This window comes from Actinosynnema sp. NPDC053489 (assembly GCF_044544865.1).
Taxonomy (GTDB): Bacteria; Actinomycetota; Actinomycetes; order Mycobacteriales; family Pseudonocardiaceae; genus Actinosynnema.
Window position 1 is genome coordinate 114,421 of record NZ_JBITXT010000018.1, and the last position, 25,487, is coordinate 139,907.

Annotated in this window: 23 protein-coding genes; 11 read left to right on the top strand and 12 right to left on the bottom strand. The window is 72.8% G+C overall.

All coding sequences use genetic code 11. From position 1 onward, the window contains the following. From ACIGNX_RS31210 to ACIGNX_RS31230, 5 genes are all read right to left on the bottom strand, one after another. Positions 1–1,164, bottom strand: coding sequence for a branched-chain amino acid ABC transporter permease (locus tag ACIGNX_RS31210; RefSeq protein WP_396544502.1), 1,164 nt, complete (start codon positions 1,162–1,164; stop codon positions 1–3). Next, on the bottom strand, positions 1,161–2,123 hold the full coding sequence (locus ACIGNX_RS31215) for a branched-chain amino acid ABC transporter permease (protein ID WP_396544504.1): 963 nt from the start codon (positions 2,121–2,123) through the stop codon (positions 1,161–1,163). Before ACIGNX_RS31215 ends, ACIGNX_RS31210 begins: the two co-directional genes overlap by 4 nt. 123 nt (positions 2,124–2,246) lie before the next feature. After that, positions 2,247–3,422: a branched-chain amino acid ABC transporter substrate-binding protein gene (locus ACIGNX_RS31220; RefSeq protein ID WP_396544505.1), complete on the bottom strand. Its 1,176-nt coding sequence runs from the start codon at positions 3,420–3,422 to the stop codon at positions 2,247–2,249. Between the two features lie 278 nt (positions 3,423–3,700). Then, entirely contained in the window at positions 3,701–4,306 is a 606-nt protein-coding gene (locus ACIGNX_RS31225) for an ANTAR domain-containing response regulator (protein ID WP_396544507.1), read from the bottom strand. Between the two features lie 206 nt (positions 4,307–4,512). Continuing rightward, positions 4,513–5,475 carry a hypothetical protein gene (locus tag ACIGNX_RS31230; RefSeq protein ID WP_396544509.1) on the bottom strand — a complete coding sequence of 321 codons (963 nt, stop codon included), beginning with the start codon at positions 5,473–5,475 and terminating at the stop codon, positions 4,513–4,515. A 263-nt stretch (positions 5,476–5,738) separates the two neighbouring features. Here ACIGNX_RS31230 and ACIGNX_RS31235 point away from each other — a divergent pair, with 263 nt between their 5' ends. The 4 genes from ACIGNX_RS31235 (at position 5,739) to ACIGNX_RS31250 (ending at position 9,314) form a co-directional block, all read left to right on the top strand. Beyond that, positions 5,739–7,322, top strand: coding sequence for a thiamine pyrophosphate-binding protein (locus ACIGNX_RS31235; protein ID WP_396544511.1), 1,584 nt, complete (start codon positions 5,739–5,741; stop codon positions 7,320–7,322). A gap of 10 nt (positions 7,323–7,332) precedes the next feature. Continuing rightward, positions 7,333–7,842: a DinB family protein gene (locus ACIGNX_RS31240; RefSeq protein WP_396544513.1), complete on the top strand. Its 510-nt coding sequence runs from the start codon at positions 7,333–7,335 to the stop codon at positions 7,840–7,842. Between the two features lie 78 nt (positions 7,843–7,920). Beyond that, entirely contained in the window at positions 7,921–8,754 is an 834-nt protein-coding gene (locus ACIGNX_RS31245; RefSeq protein WP_396544515.1) for a serine protease, read from the top strand. A 140-nt stretch (positions 8,755–8,894) separates the two neighbouring features. Then, the gene (locus ACIGNX_RS31250; RefSeq protein ID WP_396544517.1) at positions 8,895–9,314 is read left to right on the top strand and encodes a CoA-binding protein; all 420 of its coding nucleotides are present in this window, start codon (positions 8,895–8,897) and stop codon (positions 9,312–9,314) included. On the opposite strand, the gene ACIGNX_RS31255 is transcribed toward ACIGNX_RS31250, so the two are convergent. Further along, complete coding sequence (locus tag ACIGNX_RS31255; RefSeq protein ID WP_396544519.1) at positions 9,315–10,508, bottom strand: MFS transporter; 1,194 nt, start codon at positions 10,506–10,508, stop codon at positions 9,315–9,317. It lies immediately after the preceding gene. Between the two features lie 63 nt (positions 10,509–10,571). Then, entirely contained in the window at positions 10,572–10,955 is a 384-nt protein-coding gene (locus tag ACIGNX_RS31260; protein WP_396544521.1) for a RidA family protein, read from the bottom strand. Positions 10,956–11,044: 89 nt separating this feature from the next. On the opposite strand from ACIGNX_RS31260, the gene ACIGNX_RS31265 reads away from it, so the two are divergent. Both ACIGNX_RS31265 and ACIGNX_RS31270 read left to right on the top strand, forming a co-directional pair. Further along, positions 11,045–11,845 carry an alpha/beta fold hydrolase gene (locus tag ACIGNX_RS31265; protein ID WP_396544523.1) on the top strand — a complete coding sequence of 267 codons (801 nt, stop codon included), beginning with the start codon at positions 11,045–11,047 and terminating at the stop codon, positions 11,843–11,845. A 117-nt stretch (positions 11,846–11,962) separates the two neighbouring features. Then, entirely contained in the window at positions 11,963–14,020 is a 2,058-nt protein-coding gene (locus tag ACIGNX_RS31270; RefSeq protein ID WP_396544524.1) for an NACHT domain-containing protein, read from the top strand. Here ACIGNX_RS31270 and ACIGNX_RS31275 read toward each other — a convergent pair. Genes ACIGNX_RS31275 through recQ form a run of 3 tightly spaced genes read right to left on the bottom strand, consistent with a single transcriptional unit; the run spans position 13,989 to position 17,086 of the window. Beyond that, positions 13,989–14,429 carry a hypothetical protein gene (locus ACIGNX_RS31275; protein WP_396544526.1) on the bottom strand — a complete coding sequence of 147 codons (441 nt, stop codon included), beginning with the start codon at positions 14,427–14,429 and terminating at the stop codon, positions 13,989–13,991. The two genes, ACIGNX_RS31270 and ACIGNX_RS31275, sit on opposite strands and share 32 nt — an antisense overlap. A 60-nt stretch (positions 14,430–14,489) precedes the next feature. Beyond that, on the bottom strand, positions 14,490–15,287 hold the full coding sequence (locus tag ACIGNX_RS31280; protein ID WP_396544528.1) for a pentapeptide repeat-containing protein: 798 nt from the start codon (positions 15,285–15,287) through the stop codon (positions 14,490–14,492). Beyond that, positions 15,284–17,086 (bottom strand): DNA helicase RecQ, encoded by a 1,803-nt coding sequence (gene recQ / locus ACIGNX_RS31285; RefSeq protein ID WP_396544530.1) that lies wholly within the window; start codon positions 17,084–17,086, stop codon positions 15,284–15,286. Before recQ ends, ACIGNX_RS31280 begins: the two co-directional genes overlap by 4 nt. A 169-nt stretch (positions 17,087–17,255) precedes the next feature. On the opposite strand from recQ, the gene ACIGNX_RS31290 reads away from it, so the two are divergent. The 5 genes from ACIGNX_RS31290 to ACIGNX_RS31310 all read left to right on the top strand — a co-directional run bounded on the left by ACIGNX_RS31290 (position 17,256) and on the right by ACIGNX_RS31310 (position 24,360). After that, a complete protein-coding gene (locus tag ACIGNX_RS31290; RefSeq protein ID WP_396544532.1) occupies positions 17,256–19,142 on the top strand; it encodes a DNA/RNA helicase domain-containing protein in 1,887 nt (628 codons plus the stop codon). After that, the gene (locus ACIGNX_RS31295) at positions 19,139–20,833 is read left to right on the top strand and encodes an HNH endonuclease (RefSeq protein WP_396544534.1); all 1,695 of its coding nucleotides are present in this window, start codon (positions 19,139–19,141) and stop codon (positions 20,831–20,833) included. The genes ACIGNX_RS31290 and ACIGNX_RS31295 overlap by 4 nt, the downstream gene beginning before the upstream one ends. 25 nt (positions 20,834–20,858) lie before the next feature. Continuing rightward, positions 20,859–22,319 carry an AAA family ATPase gene (locus ACIGNX_RS31300; RefSeq protein WP_396544536.1) on the top strand — a complete coding sequence of 487 codons (1,461 nt, stop codon included), beginning with the start codon at positions 20,859–20,861 and terminating at the stop codon, positions 22,317–22,319. A gap of 123 nt (positions 22,320–22,442) precedes the next feature. Then, on the top strand, positions 22,443–23,336 hold the full coding sequence (locus ACIGNX_RS31305) for an AraC family transcriptional regulator (protein WP_396544538.1): 894 nt from the start codon (positions 22,443–22,445) through the stop codon (positions 23,334–23,336). A 154-nt stretch (positions 23,337–23,490) separates the two neighbouring features. Continuing rightward, a complete protein-coding gene (locus tag ACIGNX_RS31310; RefSeq protein WP_396544540.1) occupies positions 23,491–24,360 on the top strand; it encodes a carbohydrate-binding protein in 870 nt (289 codons plus the stop codon). A gap of 62 nt (positions 24,361–24,422) precedes the next feature. Here the strand turns inward: ACIGNX_RS31310 and ACIGNX_RS31315 are convergent, their stop codons facing one another. Both ACIGNX_RS31315 and ACIGNX_RS31320 read right to left on the bottom strand, forming a co-directional pair. Then, entirely contained in the window at positions 24,423–24,575 is a 153-nt protein-coding gene (locus ACIGNX_RS31315) for a hypothetical protein (protein ID WP_396544542.1), read from the bottom strand. Between the two features lie 259 nt (positions 24,576–24,834). Then, on the bottom strand, positions 24,835–25,320 hold the full coding sequence (locus tag ACIGNX_RS31320; RefSeq protein WP_396544544.1) for an RrF2 family transcriptional regulator: 486 nt from the start codon (positions 25,318–25,320) through the stop codon (positions 24,835–24,837). Between the last annotated feature and the right edge of the window lie 167 nt (positions 25,321–25,487).

A 25,487-nucleotide genomic window follows, 5' to 3' on the forward strand; every position in this document is an offset into this window, starting at 1 on the left:
TCACTTGGCCGCCTCCGTCGAGACCTCGGTGTCCGGACCCGCGACCTCGGCGCCCATCGCGCCCATGCCGCCGGTGCCCTCGTGCAGCTCGGCCTTGCGCCTGCGGGAGGGCAGCAGGCCCTCCGGCCGCAACGCCATCATCAGCACCAGCACGCCGCCGAACAGCAGGATGCGGTACTCGGCCGGGTCCTTGCCCAGCGCGTCCTTCAGCCAGGCGACCTCGCGGAACCGCTCCGGCAGCCAGGCGATGACGAACGCGCCCAGCATGACGCCGGGCAGGTTGCCCGCGCCGCCGAGGACGACCGCGGCGAGGATCGTCGCGGACAGGATGAACGGGAACGTGTTCGGCTCGATGAACACGGCCTTGCCCGCGTAGATGCCGCCGGCCAGGCCGCCGATCATGGCGCCGATGGCGAACGCCAGCAGCTTGAACTTGAACGTCGGCACGCCCATCAGCTCGGCCGCGTCCTCGTCCTCCCGGATCGCCGCCCACGCCCGGCCGACGCGGCTCTTCTGCAGCCGCACCGAGAAGATGATCACCAGCGCGATGGCGAGGACCATCAGGTAGTAGTACGGGGCGGGCAGCACGCCGAACTCGATGCCGATCGCCGGCATGTCCGTCGGGTGCGGGATGTTGGGGATGCCGCGCGCGCCGCCGATCTCGTCGGTGTTGTTCGCGGTGATGCGGATGATCTCACCGAAGCCGAGCGTCACGATGGCCAGGTAGTCGCCGCGCAGCCGCAGCGTCGGCGCGCCGAGGATGACGCCCGACACGGCGGCCAGGAAGACGCCGAACACCACCGTCGGCCAGTACCACCAGCCGTGGTTGGTGGCGAAGTAGGCCAGGGTGTAGCCGCCGATGGCGAAGAACGCCACGAAGCCGAGGTCGAGCAGGCCCGCCTGGCCGACCACCACGTTCAGGCCGACGGCCAGCAGGATGTAGGTGCCGATCGGGTAGATCAGGACCGTGGTCCAGTCCGCGCCGGGCGACATGAACGAGCCGATCCACGGTGCGGGGAGGATCAGCGCGAACACGATCGCACCCAGGTACACCAGGTACCGCTGCCACGTCCTGGCGCGTTCCCACCAGTCCCGTGCGCCGTCGAACAGGGCGCCCACGCGCCTCAACGGATTCGCGTTGCCAGTCACTCCGCTGCCTTTCATGCGCGGGCCTTCTGAAGGGATTCACCGAGGATGCCGGTGGGCCGGAACATCAGCACGACCACCAGCACGGTGAACGCGATGACGTCCTTCCACTGCGAACCCAGGAAGATCGCGCCCCAGTTCTCGATCAGGCCGAGCACGATTCCGCCGAGCAGGGCGCCGCGGAGGTTGCCGATACCGCCGAGCACGGCCGCGGTGAACGCCTTGATGCCCAGCACGAAACCGACGTTGAAGACGGTGTTCTCGAACTCCATCAGGTACAGCGCGCCCGCCACGCCGGCCATCGCGCCACCGAGCAGGAACGTCACCCGCACGATGTTGTCGATGCTGACGCCCATCAGCACCGCGGCCTCGGGGTCCTGGGCCGTGGCGCGGATGCCGCGGCCGATCTTGGTGCGGTTCACCAGGCGGTCCAGCGCGATCATCATGATGACCGCGGCGACCACGACGATGATGTGGTCGGTGCGGACGGCCGCGTTGCCGATGGTGAACACGGTGTCGCGGTCCACGATGCGGGGCGAGGACTGCTGGTTGCGCCCCGCGTTGCCGGTCAGCCACGGAATGATGACCAGCGCGAAGAGCTCCTGGAGGAACAGCGAGGCGCCGATCGCGGAGATCAGCGCGGTGAGCCGGGTCGCGCCCTTGCGGCGCAGCGGCCGGTAGGCCACGAGCTCCAGCAGCATCGCGGCGCCGCCGGAGATGGCCGCGGACGCCACGATGATCAACAGCAGCACGCCGAACAGGGCGATCCCCGTCAGGGGTGCCGAGGGGGCGATCGCCGTGATCACCACGAGCGACGTGAACGTGCCGATCATGAAGATCTCGGAGTGCGCGAAGTTGATCAGGCGCAGCACGCCGTAGACCATCGTGTAGCCGAGGGCGACGAGCGCGTAGATGGAGCCGAACACCAGTCCACCCACCGTGCTGGGCAGGAACTGGTTGAGGAAATCATCAAGCATGACAGGTTGCCTCACGAGACGGGCGGGGAGAGAAACTTCGCCATAGTGGTGGGGAGCGGGAGCTGTCGTTCCCACGACACTCCCGCTCCCCAGCGCAAGCTTGCTTGCCTATTCCGTCTCGGATCAGCCCTCGAGCTTGGCCGACGCGGCCGGGCCCAGCAGCTTCACCTTGCCGTCCTTCACCTGGTAGATGAAGATCGCGTTGTTCTCGGGCTCGCCGTTCGCCTTGAACTTGATCGGCTTGGAGACGCCCTCGAAGCTGGCGGACTTCAGGTACTCGTTGATCTTCTCGCCGGTGGTGTTGCCCGCCTCGACGGCCTTGATGAACGAGGTCGCGGCGTCGTAGCCCTCGGTCGCGTAGATCGCCGGGTCGACGTTGGCGCTCTTCTTGTAGTTGTCGAAGAACGTCTTCAGCGCGCCGGTGACGTCGGGGGTCGGGATGTTGCACGGGCAGGCGAGGACGGCGCCCTCGGCCGCCTCGAGGCCCGCGCCGGTCACCAGCTGCTGGTCGAGCGAGCCGTCACCGGAGGCGAAGATGGCCTTCACGCCGCCGTCGCGCAGCTGCTTGAGCAGGCGGCCGGCCTGCGCGTAGTAACCACCGAAGACGATCACGTCGGGGTTGGCCGAGGCGACCTTGGTCACCGTGGACGAGTAGTCGGACGCGTCCTTCGAGAACTTGTCCCGCTCGACCGCGACGCCCTTGCCCTCGAACGACTTGGCGACGGCGTCGGCCAGGCCGACGCTGTACTCCTGGTCGTCGGACAGGACGAACGCCTTCTTCGGGCTCTTGGCCTTCACCAGGAAGTCGGCGATGCCGGGGCCCTGGTCGGCGTCGTTCGCGACGACGCGGTGCCAGTAGGTCCAGCCGTTCTGCGCCAGGCCCGGGTTCGTGGCCGACGGGGACACGCTGGGGATCTTGCCCTCTTCGAGCTGGCCGCCGATGGCCTTGGACTCACCGGAGAAGGCCGGGCCGATGAGGGCCACGATCTTGTCCTGGGTGATGGCCTTCGTGATCAGCGAGGTCGCCTGGTCGGCCTTGCCCTGGCTGTCGTACTGCACCAGCTCGATCTTGACCTTGGGGTTCTTGGCGTTGTACTCGTCGACCGCCATCACGGCCCCGTTCCGGGGCGGGATCACGATCGCGGCGTTCTCACCGGTGAGGTCACCCATGAACCCGATCTTGACCGAGGTGACGTCGCCACCCGCTTCGCCACCGCCGCCGCCTCCAGCGCAAGCCGCGAGCACCAGCGACGAAGCCGCCGCCAGCGCCAGAACTCGGCCGAGTCGTGCTCCTGACACCGGAATACCTCCCATGACACCAACCATCCCGCCGGTACGCGGAGCCCTCACACGAGGGCTGGGTTAGGCAGGGAACGTAGCTTCAGTTGAGTTCGGTGAACAGGTGGTCTTACTGCTCTGTGTCCACATCGTGACGGTAGTCACCGGAAAATGCGCCGGTGTTAACCACCTTAAATCCAGGTCAAATCGCCGCAGGTCACAGGGTCAATGCGCGCAGTAACCAAGAATGACCTGACGGGCGTCCGATACTCGAACGGGTACAACTCGCGCGGGGATACTCACCCGAAGTTTTCGATGACGGCTTCGGCCACGGCCTTCATGGTCGTGCGCCGATCCATCGCGGTGCGCTGCACCCAACGGAACGCCTCGGGCTCCGACAGACCCTGCTTGGTCATCAGCAATCCCTTGGCGCGCTCGACCACCTTGCGCGTCTCCAGCCGCTCGGTGAGCCCGGCGACCTCGTTCTCCAGCGCCTGCAGCTCCGCGAACCGGCTCATCGCCAGCTCGATCGCGGGCACCAGGTCCCGCTTGGCGAACGGCTTGACCAGGTACGCCATCGCGCCCGCGTCCCGCGCGCGCTCCACGAGGTCGCGCTGGCTGAACGCGGTCAGGATCACGACCGGCGCGATGCGCTTGCCCGCGATCACGGACGCGGCCTCGATGCCGTCGACCTTGGGCATCTTCACGTCCATGATGACCAGGTCGGGCCGCAGCTCGGTGGCCAGTGCGACCGCCTCGTCGCCGTCGGCGGCCTGCCCGGCCACCTCGTAGCCTTCCTCGCGGAGCATCTCGACCAGGTCGAGGCGGATGAGGGCTTCGTCCTCGGCCACGAGCACGCGCCGGGGCGCGACCTCGGGCTGGGCCTCGGCAGCCTGATGGGTCACCGGGGTCCTCCTGACACTTCGGCGGCGGCTCGACGCGGTCGCGTCGGGTGAAACCGCAGTCTACCGGCGTGCACCGCCGGGTCCGCGCGGTTGGGCCGTGATCACGGCCACCGGCGAGGACTTCGTCGGTTCGGCCCTCCGCGCTGCGCCGAACGCCGGGTGCGGACGCCTCCCCGGGCAGGTGTCACCCGCCCGGGGAACGCGACCTACCGCACCGCCTGCGGCGGCTCCCACCAGCCCGTGACGCCCTGCGGCCACTCCATCGCGGCCAGTGCGGGCTCGTGCTCCGGGTCGGGCGGCTCCACCTCGCGCAGGAACACGTCGTACCACCCGGTCGACACGCCCAGCCCGCCACCGGCGCTCGGCGTCTCCACCGCGCCCGGCAGGCCGAACACCGGGTGCAGCAGCCGGTCGGCCACCCGCGTCACGCCCAGGCTCGCCGGCCACTCCACCCACCACTGGTCGCCCCGCGCCAGCGCGCGCACCCAGGGCGCCTCGCCGAACAGGTGGTAGCGGCGCAGCAGGGCGCTGCCGACGCCGGTCGGGTACGGCGCCTCGGCCAGGTGGTCCCGCTCGACCGCGGTGAGCGGGCCGTCGATGAACGCGCCGCCGAGGTTGCGCCCGGCGAGCAGGGTGCGCACGTACTTCAGGCCGGTGGCCCACGCCCGCTCGTCCACCCCCGCCAGGTGCACGGCCGCGTCGAGGCCGATCAGCCGCAGCTCCACCGAGCGCGGGTGGTGGGTGACGCGCAGCCCGGCCACGCCCGCCACCCACGACTCGTCGTGGCGGGGCAGCAGCTCGTACAGCAGCGGCCCGAGCGCGTGCTCGGTCAGGTGCACGCGCGGTCGCGGGCCCGGCTCGACGGCGCGGAACGCGTGCGCCGGGCGCAGCATGCTCGCGGGCGGGCGCAGCTGGAGGTGCCCGGCGGCGTCCAGGCCCGCCTTGAGCAGCACGCACTCCAGCGCCCGCTGGTCGTCGCCCTCGGCGTCGGGCAGGAACAGGCCGCGCACGTCGGCCTTGCCGCGCAGGGCGTCGACCACGCGCTCGCGCCGGTCGTCGGGCAGGTCGTGCAGCACCGCCTTCACGGCGGGCACGGCCTGGGTGAGGTTCTCGCCGGTGTAGCCCCGGCGTAGGTCGACCAGCTGCTCGGTCAACGACGATCGCGCCATGGCAGTCCTCGCTCCCGCCGCCCGGCTCGGCGCAACAAGGACGCTCCACGCGTCGTTCGACGGTCTTCAACGCACTGCCGTGAGCAGGGGTGCCCCCACCCCGCGGCGGATCACGCCACCCGGTTGCCGGGGAGTGGCTCCAGCCTCACGTCTGCTCACACACGCCGTCACCGACGATAGCAAAACCCGCCGCCGCGATCCCCGCGGACCGACCCGACCGGGTGACGTTGCCCGCGAGGCGTCGCGTCCCTAGCGTCTGCCGCATGGTGAGCGGGGCGGAGCGGTTGCTGGGCGTGCTGGCCGCGCACGGCGTCGAGGTCGTGTTCGGGCTGCCCGGCGTGCACAACCTGCCCGTGTGGGAGGCGCTGCGGACCTCCGGCATCCGCTTGGTGGGCGTCCGGCACGAGCAGACGGCGGTCTACGCGGCCGACGGCTACGCCCGCGCCACCGGCCGGCTCGGCGTCGCGCTGGTGACCACCGGGCCGGGCGCGGCGAACTGCCTGGGCGCGACCGGCGAGGCGTACGCGTCCGGGTCGCCCGTGCTGGTGGTCGCCACCGACATCCCGTCGACGCTGCGCCGCCCCGGCGAGTACCGGGGCACCCTGCACGAGACGCGCGACCAGCGGGCGATGTTCCTGCCGGTGGTGAAGGGCGGGTGGACGCTGCGGGCCGCCGAGTCGGTCGGCGTCTACGCCGACAGCGCCGCGCTGCTGGCCACCACCGCCCCGCAGGGTCCGGTGTACCTGGGCGTGCCCACGGACTTCCTCACCGCGGACGCCGGGGTGTGGCACCGCATCCCGACCCGCGCGCCGGCGGCCCCGGACGTCACGGCGGGCGTGGAGCTGGTGGCGGCCGCCGAGCGCCCGCTGATCTGGGCGGGCGGCGGCGCGGCGCGGTCGGGCGCGGGCGCGGCGGTGGGTGAGCTGGCCTCCCGCATCGGCGCGCCGATCCTCACCACGTACGGCGCGCGCGGCCTGGTCGACCACCCGTACGTCGTGCACGGGCCGGCGCACCTGCCCGAGGTCGGCGCGCTGTGGGACGAGGCCGACCTGGTCGTCGGCGTGGGCAGCGACTTCGACGGGATGATGACGCAGAACTGGCTCCAGCCCGCGCCGCCCCGGCTGCTGAACGTCAACGTGGACGCGATCCGCAACTACCGGCCGGACGTGACGCTGCGGGGTGACGCGCGGGTGGTGGTGTCGGCGCTGGCCGCCGCCGTGCCGCAGCGCCCGGACACCGGGGTCGCCGAACGGGTCGCCGGGCTCAACGAGCTGGTGCGCAAGGCGGTGGAGGCCGACGAGCCGCGCGCGGTGCCGTTGCTGGAGGCGTTGGAGGGCCACCGGGTGGTGGCCGACATGTGCGTGGCCGGGTACTGGGTCGGCGGCTTCGGCCGGTTCACCCGACCACGTGAGTTGGCGTACCCGGTCGGGTGGGGCACGTTGGGCTTCGGCTTCCCCGCGGCGCTGGGCGCGGCCGTCACCGGGCGGGTGGTGGCGGTGTGCGGCGACGGCGGGTTCCTGTTCGCGGTGGGCGACCTGGCCACCGCCGCGCAGGAGCAGCTGCCGGTCACCGTGGTGCTGGTGGACGACGGCGGGTACGGGATGCTGCGGCACGACCAGGAGCGGCACGGGCACGAGCCGTTCGGGGTGGACCTGCGGTCGCCGGACTTCGTGGCGCTCGCCCGCAGCTTCGGCGTGGAGGCGTCCGCCGTGGACGGTTTCGGCGAGGCGTTCCGCGCGCGGCTGGAGGAGTACGCGGCGGCGTCGGGGCCGAACGTGCTCGTGGTGCGGGCCGCCGCGCTCAAGCCGCCGGTGACGACGTCGCCGCGCTGGTACCGCAGGACGTAGGCTGTCGAACATGGGTTCGAACGAACGCGTGTGGCCCGAAGCGGCCGCGCGGGACGAGCTGCGGTTGCTGACCGGGTTCCTGACGTTCCTGCGCCTGACGGCGGTGTCCAAGGTGGAGGGTCTGGGGTGGGAGGACGCGTCCGCCGCGCCGATACCGACCTCGCCGGTGGTCAGCGCGCTCGGCGTGCTGCGGCACCTGACGGCGGTCGAGCGGTGGTGGCTGTCGATCGAGGCGGGCGGCGTGGAGCTGCCGTCGCTGTGGGGCGAGGACGCGGACGCGTCGTGGCGGCTGCACGACGGTGACACGGTCGAGTCGGTGATCGCCGAGTACCGGGCCGAGTGGGAGCGGTCGGCGCGGGCGCTGGAGGGGCTGGGCCCGGACGACCGCACGCGCGGCGACCACGACGGGCGGGGCCGCACGGTGCGCTGGGTGCTCGCCCACCTCGTGCAGGAGACCGGCAGGCACGTCGGCCACCTGGACTTCCTGCGCGAGCTGGCGGACGGGCAGAAGGGCGAGTAGCCGCGGCCCGCCCGCGCGATGACGCTTGCGGGTGAACCGGCGTGCGCCGCCCCGGTGCGGCTGATTGGATCAACGGCCATGCGCCACCTGGTAGCGGTGCTCGCCGCGCTCGTGCTGTCCGTGCCCGCCCTCACCGCGCCCGCCTCCGCCGCCGCCGCGCCGCCGGCACCCACCCTCACCGAGGTCGACTTCACCGGCGCGGTGGCGTTGAGCGGCTGCTCGGGCTCGGTGGTCCGCCCGCCCGCCTACCAGCGGACGGACCCGGCGCTGGTGCTGACCAACGGCCACTGCGTGCGGTTCCTGGAGCCGCGGGAGGTCGTGGTCGACGTGCCGGCGGACCGGAAGGTCACGCTGCTCGACACCGACGGCGAGGGCTCCATCGCCACGCTGCACGCGGTGTCCCTAGTGTACGCCACGATGTACACGACGGACGTGGCGCTGTACCGGCTCGCGGTGACCTACGGCGACCTGGAGGCGATGGGCACCCGGGCGCTGGAGCTGTCGCCCGACCAGCCGGCCGTCGGCATCGACGTCCGGGTGGTGTCCGGCTACTGGCGGCACATCTACTCGTGCCAGGCGGACGGGTACGTGCACGAGCTGCGCGAGGGCCGGTGGACCTGGCAGGGCTCGATGCGCTACACCGAGGACTGCCGCACCAAGGGCGGCACGTCCGGCTCCCCCGTCGTCGACGCGGCGACCGGCAAGGTGGTGGCGGTCAACAACACGGGCAACGAGGACGGCGAGAGCTGCACGGACAACAACCCGTGCGAGGTGGACGAGGACGGCCACGTGACCGTGCGCCGGGGCATCGGGTACGCGCAGCGGACGCACCAGGTGGTCCCGTGCCTGACCGGGGGCGGCAGGGTGGACCTCGCCGCCCCCGGTTGCGGGCTGCCCGAGCCGTCGGCCTAGGGCTCGAACCGCTCGGCGGGCGGTGCCGCGGGCGTGGTCGGGCACGCGGGCGTGGCTGGGCGCGTGGGCGTGGCTGGGCGTGAGGGTGGCGAACGGCGGCGCGAACCCGCCGCCCACGCGATCCGCCCTACGCTGGTGCCATGACCGAACCGTGGGGTGACCCCGAGAAGATCCGCCGCGTCCTCGCCGACGGCGAGACGTGGGCCGTGGTCGGGCTGGCCGACAACCCGAACCGCGCCGCCTACGGCGTGGCGAAGTTCCTCCAGCAGCGCGGCAAGCGGATCGTGCCCGTGCACCCGGACGCGGAGACCGTGCACGGCGAGCAGGGCTACGCGTCGCTGGCCGACATCCCCTTCCCGGTGGACGTGGTGGACGTGTTCCGCCGGTCCGAGGCGGCGGGCGCGTTCGCCGACGAGGCGGTGGAGATCGGCGCGAAGGCCGTGTGGTTCCAGCTCGACGTGGTCGACGAGGCCGCCTACGAGCGGGCCACCGCCGCCGGGCTCGACGTGGTCATGGACCGCTGCCCCGCCATCGAGTGGTCCGCGCACGGCCCGCGCTGATCACCGCCGGGACGCCGGGAAGCCGTGCGCGCGGGCGGCGACGACCACGGCCAGGGCGGGCACCAGGAGCGCCAGCGCGCTCCACGGCAACGAGCCCGCGCCGAGTTGGCCGAGCAGCACGCCGCCCGCGACGCCGCCACCCGCCATCCCGGCGTTCCACAGCGTGACCAGGAGGGCCTGCGCGGAGTCCGCGGCCTCGCCGCCCGCGTCGCCCACCGCCGTCGTCAGCAACGTCGGCGCACCGCCGAACGCCAGGCCCCACAACGCCACCGCCACGTACACCAGGGGCGTGAGGGCCAGCGCGGTGACCGCGACCGCGAACAGGGCGGCGGAGGCGATCACCAGCAGGCGCAGCCGGCGGTCGACGTGCGCGCCGACGACCCAGATGCCCGCCACCGACGCGATGCCGAACACGAGCAGCACCGCGTCGACCCGGTCGGCCAGGCCCACCCGGGCCAGGTAGGCGGCGACGTAGGTGTAGAGCACCGTGTGCGCCAGCACGAACAGCAGCGTGACGGTCAAGACCGGCGCCACACCGGGCCGGGCGAGCGTGCGCAGGACCGCGACGCGCTCGCCGCGCGGCTGCCCCGGCCGGTCCGGCACGGTGGCGGCCACCCACGCGAGCAGGACCACCGCCAGCACCGTCATGGCCCAGAACGCGGCGCGCCAGCCGAGCGCGTTGCCGAGGAACGTGCCTGCGGGCACGCCGAGCGACAACGCCACCGGGATGCCCGCCATGACCAGGGCGGTGGCCTTGCCGCGCAGGTGCCCGGGCGCGATCCGGCGGGCGTACCCGGCCAGCAGCGCCCACACCACGCCCGCGGCCACGCCGGCGACGAGCCGGGCCGCGAGGGTGAGCGGGAAGTGCGACGACACGGCGGTGACCGTGTTCGCGAGCGCGAACCCCGCCACCCCGGCCAGCAGCAAGCGCTTGCGCGACCAGGTGGCCGTGGCCGCGGCCAGCGGGATGGTCGACGCCACCGTGCCGATCGCGTAGACGGTGACCAGTTGGCCGGTGGCGGACTCGCTCACGCCCAGGCCGGCGCTCATCCCGGGCAGCACGCCGGCGGGCAGCGCCTCGGTCAGGACGGTGGTGAACGCGGCCGTGGCCAGCGCGAGCAGCGGGCGCAGGGGTAGCCGGCCGGTGTCCGGCGCGGCCGGGGTGGTGGTGTCCCGAGTGGTGGTGTCGCTCATGCCCGCATGGTCGAACGTGACACCGGTGTCACGTTCAACCGCCGACCGGTGTGAGCCGGCGCACTACCCCTGCCGGCGGTGCGCGGTCACCTCGATCTCGATGCGCATCCTCGGGTCGGCCAGCCCGCACTCCAGCATCGTCGCGGCCGGCCGGATCCCGCCGAACGCCGCCCGCAGCACGGGCCAGCACGGCTCGAAGTCCTTCGCGTCCGGCAGGTAGTACCTCACGCGGACCACGTCGGCGAACCCGCTGCCCGCCTCGGCCAGCGCCGCGCCGATGTTGACCAGGCACTGCTCGGCCTGCGCCACCACGTCGTCGGGGATGGTCATCGTGGCGTAGTCGAACCCCGTCGTGCCGGAGACGTGCACCCAGTCGCCGTCGACCACCGCGCGCGCGTAGCCGATCTGCTCTTCGAAGGTGGAACCGGACAGGATCGCTCGCCTCATAGGAGCACCTTATGTTTCCCGCGCCCCCGCCCCGGAATTGTCGCCGCGACGATGGCGGTCGTGCGGAGGCGGTCAGTAACCTGCGGGCCATGCCGGTCGTCGCGCTCAACGGGATCAACCTCAGCTACCACGTGGAAGGCGAGGGCGAGCTGGTCGTCATGGTGATGGGCACCGGCAGCCCGGGGCGGGTGTGGCACCCGCACCAGGTGCCCGCGCTGCGCGAGGCCGGGTTCCGGGTGGCGACCGTCGACAACCGGGGCATCCCGCCGACGGACGAGTGCGCGTCCGGGATGGCGATCGAGGACCTCGTCGGCGACGTGGCGGCGTTGATCACCTCGCTCGGCGGGCGGGCGCACGTCGTCGGCACGTCGATGGGCGCGCGCGTCACGCAGGAGCTGGCACTGGCGCGGCCGGACCTCGTGTCCAAGGCCGTGATGCTCGCGACGGCGGGCCGCAACGACCCGGTGCAGACGGCGTTGTCGCGCGGTGAGCGCGCGCTGCACGACCAGGGCATCACGTTGCCCCCGCGCTACTACGCGGCGGTGAACGCGGTGCTGAACCTGTCCCCCGCGACGCTGCGCGACCCCGTCGGCGCGCGGGACTGGCTGGACGTCTTCGAGTTCACCGGGTCGGCGGTGACCAAGGGCGTGCGGGCGCAGATGGAGATGAACGAGTTCGACGACCGGCTCGGCGCCTACCGCGCCATCACCGTGCCGTGCCTCGTGATCGGGTTCGCCGACGACCGGGTGCTGCCGCCGCACCTGGCCCGCGAAGTCGCCGACGCCATCCCGGGAGCGCGCTACGAGGAGGTGGCCGACGCGGGCCACTACGGGTTCCTGGAGCAGCCCGCCGCCGTCAACCGGCTCCTGGTGGACTTCCTCAAGGGCTGAACCGGACCGGTGTGGACGGTGCCACCACGGACCGTGACCGGTCGACCACGACAACCCGCCTACCCCCGCGCCGCGAACGCCGTTACCGTCGAGCGCGACCTGGTGGGAGGGCACCCGATGGGAGAGCACCCGGGGGAAGGGCACTTAGGGGGAGGGCACCTCGACGCGCGTCGCGGCTGCGGCTCCCGGCTGGGCCGCACCGCCCGCCTGGTCGCCCTGGCCGCGGTCGGCGGGGTGACGTGCCTCGTGCTCGTCCCCGTCGCGATCAACGCCGCCACCGGCGGGTCGGCGCTGCCCGTGCTCGGGCCGCACGCCCGGTGGCTGTGGCCGTCGCTGGTCGGCCTGTCGGCGCTCACCGCGTGCCTGGCGGCGTGGGACCGGATCGGCGCGCTGCTGCTGCGCAGGCGGCCCGCGCACCCGGCGAACCGGCGGTCGGCGCTGGACCGGGTGGAGCGGTTCGTGCGGGCGCGGGTGGCAGGCTCGCTGGCCGAGCAGGTGCGGCTCAAGCTCGGCGTGGCGCCGGCGGTCGGGCCGCGCCTGCCGACGCGCGTGCGCCACCCGCTGGTCGTGGTGGGCGAACCGGGTTCGGGCAAGACGACGCTGCTGCTCCGGCTGGCCGAGGCGCTGCTGGCGCGTGCCGCGCTCGACCCGCTCCGGCCGATCCCCGTGGTGGTGGACCTGGGCGGGTGGCGGCGGGACGAGGACTTCGACCGGTGGCTGCTGCGGGTGCTGGCCGACCGGTACCGCGTGGCGGCCCGGGTCGGGCGGGCGTGGCTGCGGGAGCGCAACCTGGTGCTGCTGTTCGACGACCTGGACGGGCTGGCGCCCGCCGACCGGGTGGAGTGCCTGGCGTGGATCACCGCGCTGAACGTGCCGCAGGTCGTGCTGTGCACCTCCGGCGACGAGTACGAGCACCTGCCCCGGTACGACGTCGTCCGGGTGGAACCGCTGTCCCGCACCGCGGTCGGGGACCTGGTCGACGCGTGCGGCCCGCGGCTGGCCGGCCTGCGCGACGAGCTGGAGAAGAACCCGGACCTGTGGGACGAGCTGCGCACGCCGCTGGCGTTCGGCCTGCTGGCCCTGGCGTACCGGGCGGGGCGGGCGGAGTACCGGGGCGTGCTGGACACCTACCTGGTGGAGTCGGCGGCCCGGGGCGCGGAACGTCCCGATCGGACGGTGCGGGCGCTGCGGTTCCTGGCGCGGATCGCCCGGCGCGAGCGCGACCTGCTGGCGCGGTCGCGGCTGCCCGCGCGGCACGTGTGGCTGGACTTCGTCGGCCCCGAGGTGGTGTGGCGGCTGTTCCGGCGCGCGGTGCCGGGCGCGTTGGCGGGCGCGGCGGCGGCGTTGTGCTTCGTGGTGGGCGTGCGGCTGGGACTGGTGGCCGCCGCCGTCACCGCCGCGGCCGCGGTCCTGGTGCCGCGCAGCGCCTTCCGCGCCACGCGTGGTGACGCCCGGCGCGGGAACCTGTGGGCGGCAACGGGTTTCGTCGTCGGCGCGGTGGTCGTCGGCGCGGTGGCCATGCTGGGCGGCGCACTGGTCGGGCAGGTGGCGCGGTGGCCGGCGCCGGTCGGGTACGGGTTGGTCGTCGTGGTCACCCTGCTCGTCGCGCACGGCGTCACGCGGGACCGGTACTGGGCGGTGGTGTGCGCGCTCGTGCCCGCCGGGGTGATGGTGCTGACGGGCCCGTCGCCGGAGCTGCTCGCGGGGTTGGGGACCGGGCTCGGCGCGGGCGCGGTGACGGGCGGGTTCGTCGGCGGCCTGCGGGAGGTGTGGTCCGGGTTGCGGGTGCGGCCGGTCGCCGCGCTGCCCTGGCTGCCCGTGGCGGGCGCGGTCGGGGTGGGTGCCGCGGCGCTCGCCGGCGCGGTCGTCCGGCCGTCGGCGTGGGGCGCGGTGACCGGGCTGCTGGTCGGGTTGGCCGTGGCGCCGATCGCCGACCGGCCGCTGCACGCGGTGGCCGAGGTGCTGGCCCGGCCGCTCGCGCTGGACGAGTTCCCGTTGCGGCGCAAGGCGATCCTGCACTCCGCGCGCGACCGGGTGCTGCTGGTGGACGAGCACCGCTTCCCGCACGACCTGGTCCGCGACCACCTCGCCGGGTGCGACCCGGTCGAGCTGGCGGCCACCGTCGAGCGCAGGCGCGCCGGGCTCAGCCCCAGCGGGTCCGGCCCCACGGCTTGAACACCGACAGCGCGGTGTTGACCGTGTACAGCACCAGGGACACGCACGACGCGACCAGCACGTCGCGCCCGGCCGTGCCCACGACGCCGTCCGCCGCGTCGTGCAGGCCCGAGCGCAGCGCGAACGCCGTGGCGACCACGGCGACGACGGTCAGCACGAACTTCACCAGCACCCACCGGTGCTTCACCAGGCCCCACCTCGTGCCCAGCGACAGCACCACGCCGGTGGCCAGGGCGGCCAGCGCCAGCGGCAGCACCACGAGGTCGCCGAGCAGCGCCATCGCCTGGTAGAGCCGCGGCTCGTCGAACGCCGCCAGCGCCAGCACGAGCATCCCGGCGGTGACGCCGAGCCAGCCCACGGACGAGATGACGTGCAGCAGCAGCCACGTCTTGCGCGCCTTCGGTCTCATGGCGCACAGCGTGGCCGGGCCGACGCCGTCACCGCGTCCGCCCGGTGGCGGCTCGCGCGGCTACGCCTGCCGACGTACCCAGTGCGCGGGCCGCGCCACCGACCTCGGCAGCTTCGTCCGCTCGTCGCCCTTGGCCGCGTCGAGCTGCGCCTGGGTGAGGAAGAAGGCACCGGTGAGGTCCGCGCCGGACAGGTCGGCGCCGCGCAGGTCCGCGCCGATGAAGTCGACCAGCCGCAGGTCGGCGTCGACCAGCCGGGCGCCGATCAGGTACGCGCCGCGCAGCGTGGACGCCCTCATCTTCGCGCCGCGGAGGTCCTTGCCGATCAGGTCGGCGCCCCGGCGGTTGCGGCCCCTGCCCCGGGTCAGCTCGCTGGCGCGCAGCAGCAGGTCGTTCATCCGGGACCAGTGCGGGTCGACGTCCAGCCGCAGCAGCTCGTCGGGCGTGCCCCGGGTCAGCGCCTCGACCTCGGCCCGCAGCTCGCGCACGGCGGGGTGCAGCTCGCGCGCCGGCGCCAGCTCCAGCGCCTCGGTGAGGTACCAGAGCAGCTCGTGCAGCCGGCGCATGACCGGGAACACGTCGAACATGGCCCGCGCCGAGGCCGGGTCGTCGCGCCAGCTCGTGCCGCCGAACGTCACCTGCGCCACCTGCTGGCCCGCGCCGAAGCAGTCGTACACCGTGCAGCCGGTGAAGCCGCTGTCCCGGAGCCGGGTGTGGATGCCGCAGCGGAAGTCCTCGCGCAGGTTCGGGCACGGCGTGCGGGCGGGCTTGTCGATCGCGAAGTCGACCGACCTGCCGAACGCGGGCACCACGCAGCACAGGGCGAAGCAGCGGGAGCAGTCGGCGCGGAGGTCGTTCATGCGCTCAACGCGTCGAGGATCTGCTGCCCGTACTTGGCGAGCTTGTTCTCGCCGACGCCGCTGATGGCGCTCAGCTCGGTCAGCGTCGTCGGCGTGGTGGCGGCGATCTGCCGCAGCGTGGCGTCGTTGAAGATGATGTACGGCGGCACGCCCTGCTCCCGGGCCTGCGCCGTCCGCCACGTCCGCAGCTTCTCGAACACCGGGGCGGCCTCGGCGGGCAGGTCCGCAGGCGCGGTCTTGGCCGCCTTGGCGGTCCGGACCCGCGCCGCCCGCTCGGGCTCGCGCCGCATCGGCACCTGCCGGCCCTGGTAGAGCACCTCGTCGCCGGCCGGGGTGAGGACCAGCGTGGAGTACTCCCCCTCGACCGCGAGCAGGCCCTGCGCCAGGAGCTGGCGGATCACGCCGCGCCAGCCGCTCTCGTTCAGCTCCGTGCCGATGCCGAAGACCTTGAGCTGGTCGTGGTCGTGCTGGATGACCTTCGCGGTCTTGCGGCCGAGCAGGATGTCGATCGTCTGCCCGGCCCCGAACTTCTGCCGCCGCTCGTTGCGCAGCCGGACCACGGTGGACAGCACCTTCTGCGCGGCCACCGTGCCGTCCCAGGTCTCCGGCGGCGCGAGGCAGGTGTCGCAGTTGCCGCACGGCGCGGACTCCTGGCCGAAGTAGGCCAGCAGCCGGACCCGGCGGCACTCGACCGTCTCGCACAGCGCGAGCATCGCGTCCAGGTGCGCCATGAGCTTGCGGCGGTGCTGCTGGTCGCCCTCGGAGTCGTCGATCATCTTGCGCTGCTGCACGACGTCCTGCAGGCCGTAGGCCAGCCACGCGGTCGACGGCAGCCCGTCCCGGCCCGCGCGGCCCGTTTCCTGGTAGTAGCCCTCCACGGACTTCGGCAGGTCGAGGTGGGCCACGAACCGCACGTCCGGCTTGTCGATGCCCATGCCGAACGCGATGGTGGCGACCATCACGAGCCCGTCCTCGCGCAGGAAGCGCGACTGGTTGCGCGACCGCGTGCCCGCGTCCAGGCCGGCGTGGTAGGGCAGGGCCGGGATGCCGTTCTGGACCAGGAACTCGGCGGTCTTCTCCACCGAGTTGCGGGACAGGCAGTAGACGATGCCCGCGTCGCCCTGGTGCTCGGTGCGCAGCAGCTCCAGCAGCTGCTTCTTCGGCTCGTTCTTGGGCACGATGCGGTACTGGATGTTCGGGCGGTCGAAGCTGGCGACGAAGTGCTTGGCGTCGGCGAGGTTGAGGCGTTCGGCGATCTCGGCGTGCGTGGCCGGCGTGGCGGTCGCCGTGAGCGCGATGCGGGGCACCTCGGGCCACCGCTCGTGCAGGTGGGAGAGGGCGAGGTACTCGGGGCGGAAGTCGTGGCCCCACTGGGAGACGCAGTGCGCCTCGTCGATCGCGAACAGGGCGATCCGGCCGCGTTCGAGCAGGCGGGTGGTCTGCTCGGTGCGCAGGCGCTCGGGGGCGAGGTAGAGCAGGTCCAGCTCGCCTGCCAGGAACTCGGCCTCGACCAGGGCGCGCTCGTCGGGGAACTGGGTGGAGTTGAGGAAGCCGGCGCGCACGCCGAGGTCGCGCAACGCGTCCACCTGGTCCTGCATCAACGCGATGAGCGGCGAGACCACCACCCCGGTGCCCTCGCGCACCAGGGAGGGGATCTGGTAGCACAACGACTTCCCACCGCCGGTGGGCATGAGCACCAGCGCGTCCCCGCCGGAGACGACGTGGTCGACGATGTCCTGCTGCTCCCCGCGGAAGGACTCGTACCCGAAGATCCTTCGCAGCACCTCTTGCGAAGCCATCGCGCGATCCTAACCGACCCCTCCGACACCCCGGGGACGTGTCCACCTGGTCTCCGCACTAGGTGCCTTCCGGTGGTGACGGTGCTGGTCCCGTGCCCGTGCTCGTCATCCCGACGTTCCCCGGCGGGGTGTCTGGTAGCTGTAGATCATGCACGTCCACTGCGGGCAAGTGGGTCAGACGCTGGAGTCGGTCCGGTCGTCGCCCCAGCGGTTCGCGCGCGAGTGCGCTGATCGCTTCGAGGAACAGCACGGCGAGCGACCCGGTGCGGCCGAGCTGCGGAGCTGGGTCAACAGCTGGCCGGTGCTGCTGGACGCGCTGGTACGAGCCGGGCAGGCCGAGTCGTGGCTGCTGCTCGAGTACACGCTGGCCGGCAGCGCGGAGCGGGTGGACGCGCTGCTGTTGGGCAGCCGTCCCCGGGGTGGGCTCACCGGTGTCGTGGTCGAGCTCAAGCAGTGGAGCCGGCTCACCTGGGCCTCGTCGCTCGAAGTGGCGCTGGACGACGTCGTACGACCGCACCCGTGCCGACAGGCGTTCGGCTACACGAGTCACCTGGAGCGGTGGTTGGAGGAGGCGACGCTCGGCCTGGAGTACCGCGGTGTGGCGTTCATGCACAACGCGCCAATGGACGTGGTCCACCGGCTGCGGGACGCCGTCTCGGACAGCCCGGGCAGCCGCGACGTGCCGATCGTCGGGCGCGACGAGCTGTCCGGCGCGAACGGCGACGAGTTGGCGCGGGCCTTGTGCTGCGGGGACCTGCGCCCACCCACGCGCGAGCAGGTCGACCGGTTCCTCGCCGCCGAGCAGCGACCGTCGAGGTCGGTGTTCGAGGACCTCGACGACCTGCTGTCGCAGAAGTCCGAGTTCACGCTGGTGGGCGACCAGCAGGCGGCGCAGGTCCGCGTCCTCCGCACGCTCGACCCGGAGCGGTCGACCGGCAGGCAGGTGATCGCGGTCACCGGCGGCCCCGGCACCGGCAAGACCGTGGTCGCGCTGCGGCTCCTGGCCGACATCCCGCGGCTGCGGTCGGAACGGGGCCAGGTGCAGACCCGGTTCATCACGCCGTCCGGGACCCTGCGGCAGCAGTTGGTCCGGGCGACCGCGTCGCCGTGGGCGAAACAGCTCTTCCTGGTCCCCGACGCCTTCCGACCCGGTGGGCGTGGTGTCAACGTCATTCCCCTGGTCGACGAGGCCCAACGGTTGCGGCGGGACCGCAGCGCCCTCGAACGGCTGGTCGGCCACTCGCCCGTCAGCGTGTTCTTCCTCGACGAGCGGCAGGTCGTCCGCCCGCGGGAGGGCGTCACCGTCGAGGAGCTGGAGCGGATCGCGGCACGCTTCGGCGCGGAGTTCACCCACATCGCCCTGACCAGCCAGTTCCGCTGCGGTGGCTCTCAGCGGTACCTGAACTGGCTGGACCGCCTGTTCTCGGTGGGCGGTGTGGCGGAGCCGTGGGTGGAGGCCGACTACGAGGTGGGGGTGGCGGAGAGCCCGGCCGAGTTGTCGGAGTGGATCCGGGTGCGCGGTACGAACGGCCGGACGGCCCGCATCTCGGCCGGCTTCTGCTGGCCGTGGCCGAAGGACGTGCGGGGACGTCCGCTCAGCGAGGACGTGGTGATCGAGTGGACCGACGAGCACGGCGCGCGGCACACCTGGCGGCGGCCGTGGAACTCCAGGGACCCGCGCCGGACCGACGACGGCGGGGAGGTGCCGAAGAAGGAGTTCTGGGCGACCGACCCGGGAGGGGAGGACCAGGTCGGGTGCGTCTACACCGCCCAAGCGCTGGAGTACGACTACAGCGGTGTCATCATCGGCCCCGACCTGGTCCGCAGGGACGGTGAGTGGGTGGCCCGGCCCGAGCAGAGCCATGACCGCGTGATGCGGGACGTGACCCCCGACGAGTACCTGCGGCTGGCGCTGAACACGTACTGGGTGCTGGCCACGCGCGGCACCTCGGGCTGCCGGTTCCACTCCACCGACCCGGAGACCCGGCACTTCCTGCGCGACCTGTTCCGACCGCGCGCCGGGCTGCCGGTCGCCTCCCCTACGCTCCGCCCATGAGCTACCGGGACGTCCGCGAACAAGACGTGCTCGCCGCGATCGCCAGGTGCGACGAGCTGGGTACCGATGCCTTCCTCGCCCGGTACGGGTACGACAAGGCGCGCACCTTCGTGCTGGTGCACAACGGGAGGCAGTACGACTCGAAGGCGATCACGGGTGTGGCGCACGAGTTCCTGGACGGCCGCGCGCTCGGCCCCGGCGAGTTCAGCGGCGGTCGCGAGACCGTGGCGCGCCACCTCGGCCGCCTCGGCTTCGTGGTGCAGGAGCGCCGTGACCCCCCGCGGCTCCTGCTGCAACCGCGCGGCGGTACCCGGGACGGTGGGCAGGGGAACTTCATCCGCACGGTCGTCGGGGGTGTCCGGCTCGCCGACCACGCCGAGGCGTTCGGCGCGGACCTCGACGAACTGCGGGCGCTCTACCGCGACGGGACGGCGAAGCTGTGGGGCAACACCTCCCCCGCGCACGGCAACAACACCAAGGCGAAGGCGATCCGCGACAGGCGCGTGGGCGACCGGGTGCGGTTCTACGCCAGGCACCGGTTCATCGCCGAGGCCGTGATCCTCAAGCTGTTCCGCAACCCCGACGCCGCTCGCGCCATCTGGGGCGCGAACGAGACCGGGCACACGTTCGAGCACATGATGGCGCTGGGCGACGTCCGGATGATCGATGAGGACGCGACCGAATTCGTGCGCCGGTGGACGGGTCAGGACACGCTGCGCTCCGTAACGCTGGTCCCCGCCGAAGGGCTCGGCGCGCCGGCCGACCGGCCGGAGCCGCCGAGCGTTCCACCGGTCGCCAAGCGGTCCGTCGCCGAAGAGCTCCTCGCCGAGTTGCTCACCCTCAACGGCCACCCGCAGGCCGTGTCGCGGGACTCCGTCGCCGTGCTGTGGGCGATCGGCCAGGTCAAGCGCGAGCCGCGCCTGCACCCGTTGTCGACGTTCCGACGTGAGGTCTCCGGAGTGCTCGCCAACTGCGGTCTGGAGGGCGCCGACGAGCCGGAACGACCGTTCTACGACCTGGGACGAACGGGTTTCTGGCAGGTCGAACCACCGAGCACCGCAGAGGGGACGGAACCGCGGGCGGGCTTCACGGAGGACTCCCGCAGGCTGCTGATGGACATCTCGTTCCGCACGAAGGCGATCAACGCCCTGCGGTCGCGGCACCTGGACCACGTCGAGGACCAGGAGCTGCTGCTGTCGAGCGTCGGCTTGGCGGATTACGCGACGGTCAGCGGCTCGCGACAGCGGGGCGACGGCACGAGCGGGGAACGCCGTCGGCGGACGATCCAGAGTTCGTCGGTCGTCCGCGCCCAGGACGTGGTCAAGCGGGTGAAAGCCCTGCACGACCACATGTGCCAGTTCTGCGGCACGCGGCTGAAGACCGGGTTCGGCTTTTACAGCGAGGCCGCGCACATCCGCGGGCTCACCGTGCACGACGGGCCTGACGAGTTGGAGAACCTGTTGTGCCTGTGCGCGAACTGCCACGTCGAGTTCGACGGGTTCGGGTTGTACGTGGACGTGGACGACCTGGTGCGGCGGGTCGGTGACGGCTCGGTGGTCGGCGAGCTGCGCCGGGTCCCGGGCCACGAGATCAACGCGGACCACATCGCCTACCACCGGGAGCTCTGCGTGATCGCGCCACCGGCACTCCCCGAGGACGCCAAACCGGGACAAGTCGCCTTGCTTGCGTGATGATGGACCCTGGGGGGTGGCGGGCATGGGGGACATTTCCGGTGACGAGGCGAAGGCGCTCGCGCGCGGCCTGACGCGGTTGGTGCGGGTCGCGGCGGAGCTGGTGGAGGAAGGCGGTGGGGGCGGGGCGTTGCTCCGGCACGTCCGCGACCACCTCGGGTGCGAGCTGGAGCAGGCCCTGTCGGTCACCACGAAGTTCGAGGTGTGGGAGCACGTCAACCTCCAGCGCGGGGTCGACGCGTACCTCGCCGGGCGCACGCCGGGCGCCCGGTGGTTCGGGGTGGCCGGGCACCACCGCGGCCACGACGACCTCATGGCCATGCTCCTGGCCGCACGGCACCAGGCCAACGGGCTCGGCTCGGCCGACTACGCGACCGCGGCGGTGGGGCCGCGGGACACCGTCGACGTCGTCCAGCTCGGCCTGGTGCCGACGACCGCGCCCGACGGCACGCCGGTGTTGATCGGTGTTCGCGGTTACGACGACTTCGGGCCGCCGTCCTGCCGGCTGGAGGTGCTGGCGGCCGACCGGGCGGCGGCGCGGGCGGTCGGCGCGGAGGTCGAGCGGCTGATGCGGGAGCACGACGTGTTCCGCCGCCAGGTGCTCGCGTTCGGGGTGAGCGAGCACCGCGGCAACGAGCTGGTGACGTTCCTGCCCCGCCCCGCGCTGGACGCCGACGACGTGGTGCTGCCCGACGGCGTGCTCGACTCGATCGAGGAGCACGTGGTCGGCATCGCCGAGCACTCGGAACGGCTGCTCGCGGCGGGGCAGCACCTCAAGCGGGGCCTGCTGCTGCACGGCCCGCCCGGCACCGGCAAGACGCACACCGTCCGCTACCTGATGAGCCGGCTGCGCGACTGCACGGTGATCCTGCTGACCGGTCCGGCCCTGCGCCTGATCGGGCAGGCGGTGGCGCTGGCGCGGCGGTTGCAGCCGTCGATGGTCGTGGTGGAGGACGTCGACCTGGTGGCCCTGGACCGCGGTGTCGCCGCCGGGCCGACCAACCCGCTGCTGTTCACGCTGCTGGACGCGATGGACGGGGTCGGCGCGGACGCGGACGTCACGTTCGTGCTCACCACGAACCGCGCCGACGAGCTGGAACGCGCGCTGGCCGACCGGCCCGGCCGGGTCGACCTCGCCGTCGAGGTGCCGCGGCCCGACGCCGAGGGTCGCCGCAGGCTGGTCGAGCTGTACGCCAGGGGTGTCGACTTGCGCGCGGACCTCGGGCCGGTGGTCGAGGCGACCGAGGGCGTCACGGCGTCGTTCATCAAGGAGATGCTGCGGCGGGCCGTGCTGGGCGCGGTGCGGGCGGGCGACGCGGACGGCGTGCCGGTGCTGGGTGACGAGCTGGTCGACGTGGCGCGCGCGATGGCCGCCGAACGGGCCTCGCTCACCGGGGTCCTGCTGGGCGGCTCGGACGGGCCGCCACCGGCGGCGCGCGTCGTGCCCGGTCCGCCCCGGCCGGGCCTGGCTCCGCCGAACGCATAGCACCCGGGCCGAACGCGCAGCACCCGTCCGACCTTTCCCCGGTTACGCCGCACGACCCGGCGTGCCATGGTGGTCCAGACCTGAAAATTGGTCTGGACCTTCACCGGAGAAGGGATCGAGGCGATGCGCGGCACCACCGTGTTACCGGGAACGCCCAGCCGGACGCCACGTGACGGCGAGCTGCCCCTGCACCGGCTGGAGGTGCCGGTGCCCGACGCGCTGCCGTTCGCGGTGGGCACGTTCGACACCATCGGACCGATGTCGCGCGCGTCGTTCCCGCACCGGCACACGTTCCACGAGATCGTGCACGTCACCGGCGGCACCGGCACGCACGTCGTCGACCTGGCCCGCTGGCCGCTGCACCCGCCGCACCTGTGCGTGATCGCGCCCGGCCAGGTGCACCACTGGGACGACGCCCGCGACCTGCAGGGCACCGTGCTGCTGTTCACCGACGACTTCCTGCTCGACCACCCCGCCGACCGCGAGCTGCTGCGCCGGTTGAGCGAACGCCCCTGGCTGACGCTGGACGAGCGCGCCCACGCCCTGATCAGCCGCTCGATCACCGAGCTGCACGACGAGTACCGGCGCGCGGAGGCGGGCGTGGAGACGGTGCTGCGGGCGCTGCTGCACGTGCTGGTCGTGCGCGCGGCGCGGCTGCCCGCCACACCGGCCCCACCGCCCGCCAGGCCGGGCGCGGTGGCGGAGGAGTTCGTCCGGCTCTCCGGCCGCACGGACCACCGGCTGTGGACCGTGCGCGCCTACGCGGACCGCATCGGCGTCACCCCCGGCTACCTGACCGAGGCGGTGAAGGCGGCGACCGGGCGGACGCCGTCGCAGCTCGTCCGCCAGGCCCGCACGCAGGAGGCGCAACGGCTGCTGGTCAAGACGGAGCTGACCGTGCGGCAGGTGGCGAACCGGGTCGGGTTCGACGACCCCGCCTACTTCTGCCGGTTCTTCCGGCGCGAGACCGGCGTGAGCCCGGGCGGGTTCCGCCGCGCGGCCGGCCGTTCACAGTGAGCGGCACGCGCAACGGCGACCACGAGGATCACCACGAACAGCGGCGTCAGTCCATCGTCGCGGCACGGACCGCGTCCGTAGGTTCGAGCCGAATCCCGAACCCGGCGCCCCTCGCGCGGCGCCGGCCCGAAGGAGCTGGCCTTAAGGAGCAGACATGGACGCATCCACGGACGGCGACCTCACCGGGCGACCCCCGGGCGAGGAGACCGATCCCCGCCACCTCAGCCGGAAGACGGTGCTGCGCGCGGCGTTCGCCGCGGGTGTCGCGCTGCCGGTGGCCATGATGGGCGTGCCCGCGCTGGCCCGCACGGTCGGCGCGAACGGCGACCCGGTCGAGCTGACCCCGGCGTGCGACGACGGCGACGACCCGACCCCGCCGCAGACCGAGGGCCCGTACTTCAAGCCGAACTCGCCGCAGCGCACGTCGCTGGTCGACGCGAGCACGCCCGGCACCCGGCTCACCGTCACCGGCTACGTGTTCGGCCTGGCGTGCCTGCCGCTGGGCAACGTGCTGATGGACTTCTGGCAGGCCGACGTCAACGGCGTCTACGACAACACCGGCTTCAAGTTCCGCGGCCACCAGTTCACCAAGCCCGACGGCACGTTCACGCTGAGCACGATCGTGCCCGGCCTCTACCCCGGCCGCACGCGGCACATCCACGTGAAGCTGCAGGCGCCCGGGCGCCCGGTGCTCACCACCCAGCTGTACTTCCCGGGCGAGCCGCGCAACAGCACCGACACCATCTTCGACCCCCGGCTGCTGATGGAGGTGAGCACCGTCGGCAACGCCCGCGAGGCGAAGTTCGACTTCGTGCTGAACGTGCCGCAGAGCACGACCACGCGGCCGACCTCCACGACGACGACCCCGTCGTCGCCGGGTGGCGGCACGTGGGCGGTGGGCACGAACTACGCGGTCGGCGCGACCGTCACCTACAACGGCGTCGGGTACGTGTGCTTGCAGGGGCACCTGGCCCAGCCCGGGTGGGAACCGCCGAACGTGCCCGCGCTGTGGCGCGCGGAGTGACCGCTGCCCCATCGACCCCTCGGCGCGCGCACGGGCGCGCCGAGGGGTCTCCCCGCATCAGCTCAGGAACCGCCGCCGGTGCCCTGCGGCGGCACGTCGACCGGCTCGCGGAACAGGTCGGTGTAGGAGCGCTGCTCCTCCCGGCGCGGCAGGGCGAAGTTCTCCGCCCGCTCGGTGTCCGGGTGGCTGAACAGCTCGTGGTACGTCGTTGACATGTGCTTTCCGACTTTCTCCGCGTTCGGTGCGTGCTCACGGCCGGCGGTGCCGGCACGGAGGGTTGCGCACGACGCGAGGGTGTTCGGGGTTCGTGAACGTGCAATACCCCGATGACACCCACGGTACACGTCGTTCCGGCACGACCACCACGGAATTCCACAACACCCCGTCGTCCACTCGCGACACGGCCCGCCACCGCGCGCGTGACGGCGCAGTCCACATAGGACGCCGCAGAAGCGTGCGGCCCGGCGGCCGGGGTCAGGAACCGCGCCGCGGCGTCGCCGCCAGCAGGGCGCGGGTGCGGGCCGGTGCCGTCGGCGGCAGCGTGGCCAGGACGTCGGCGAGCGTCTCCGCCGCCAGCGCGCGCCGCCACGCCTCGTGCGCGCCGGCCATCCTGTCCGCCAGCACGCAGGTGTCCCGGCAGTCCTCGGGGCGCAACGCCCCCCGCCCCCGCTGCCGGATCTCCCGGCACTCGTAGGGCCGCGCCGCGCCGTCGACCGCTTCCACGACGTCCAGCAACGTGATCTCCGCGGCCGGCCTGCCGAGCCGGAAACCGCCGCGCGGGCCCGTCGTGGCGGCCAGCACGCCCGCCTTGACCAGGGACTGGAGCTGCTTGGCCAGGTAGGGCGCCGGCACGTCGTAGTAGGCCGCGAGCTGACCCGCCGACGCGGTGGCGCCCGGCTCCAGCTGCGCCAGCGTCGTGGCGCAGTGCAGGACCCACTCCGTGCTCACCGGCAGCTTCACCGGGCCAGTCTAACCCCGATATTGCGGATCTTTTTAGTCCGAGATACGTTCGCGGTGGAGCACAGCAGCGGAAGGAATCTGAATGATCGTGTCAAGCTGCGGTGGTGGCCGGTGGTGGCGCGGTCGGTGTGAAGGTTCGGCCGTCGCGCAGCAGTGCCCAGAGGACG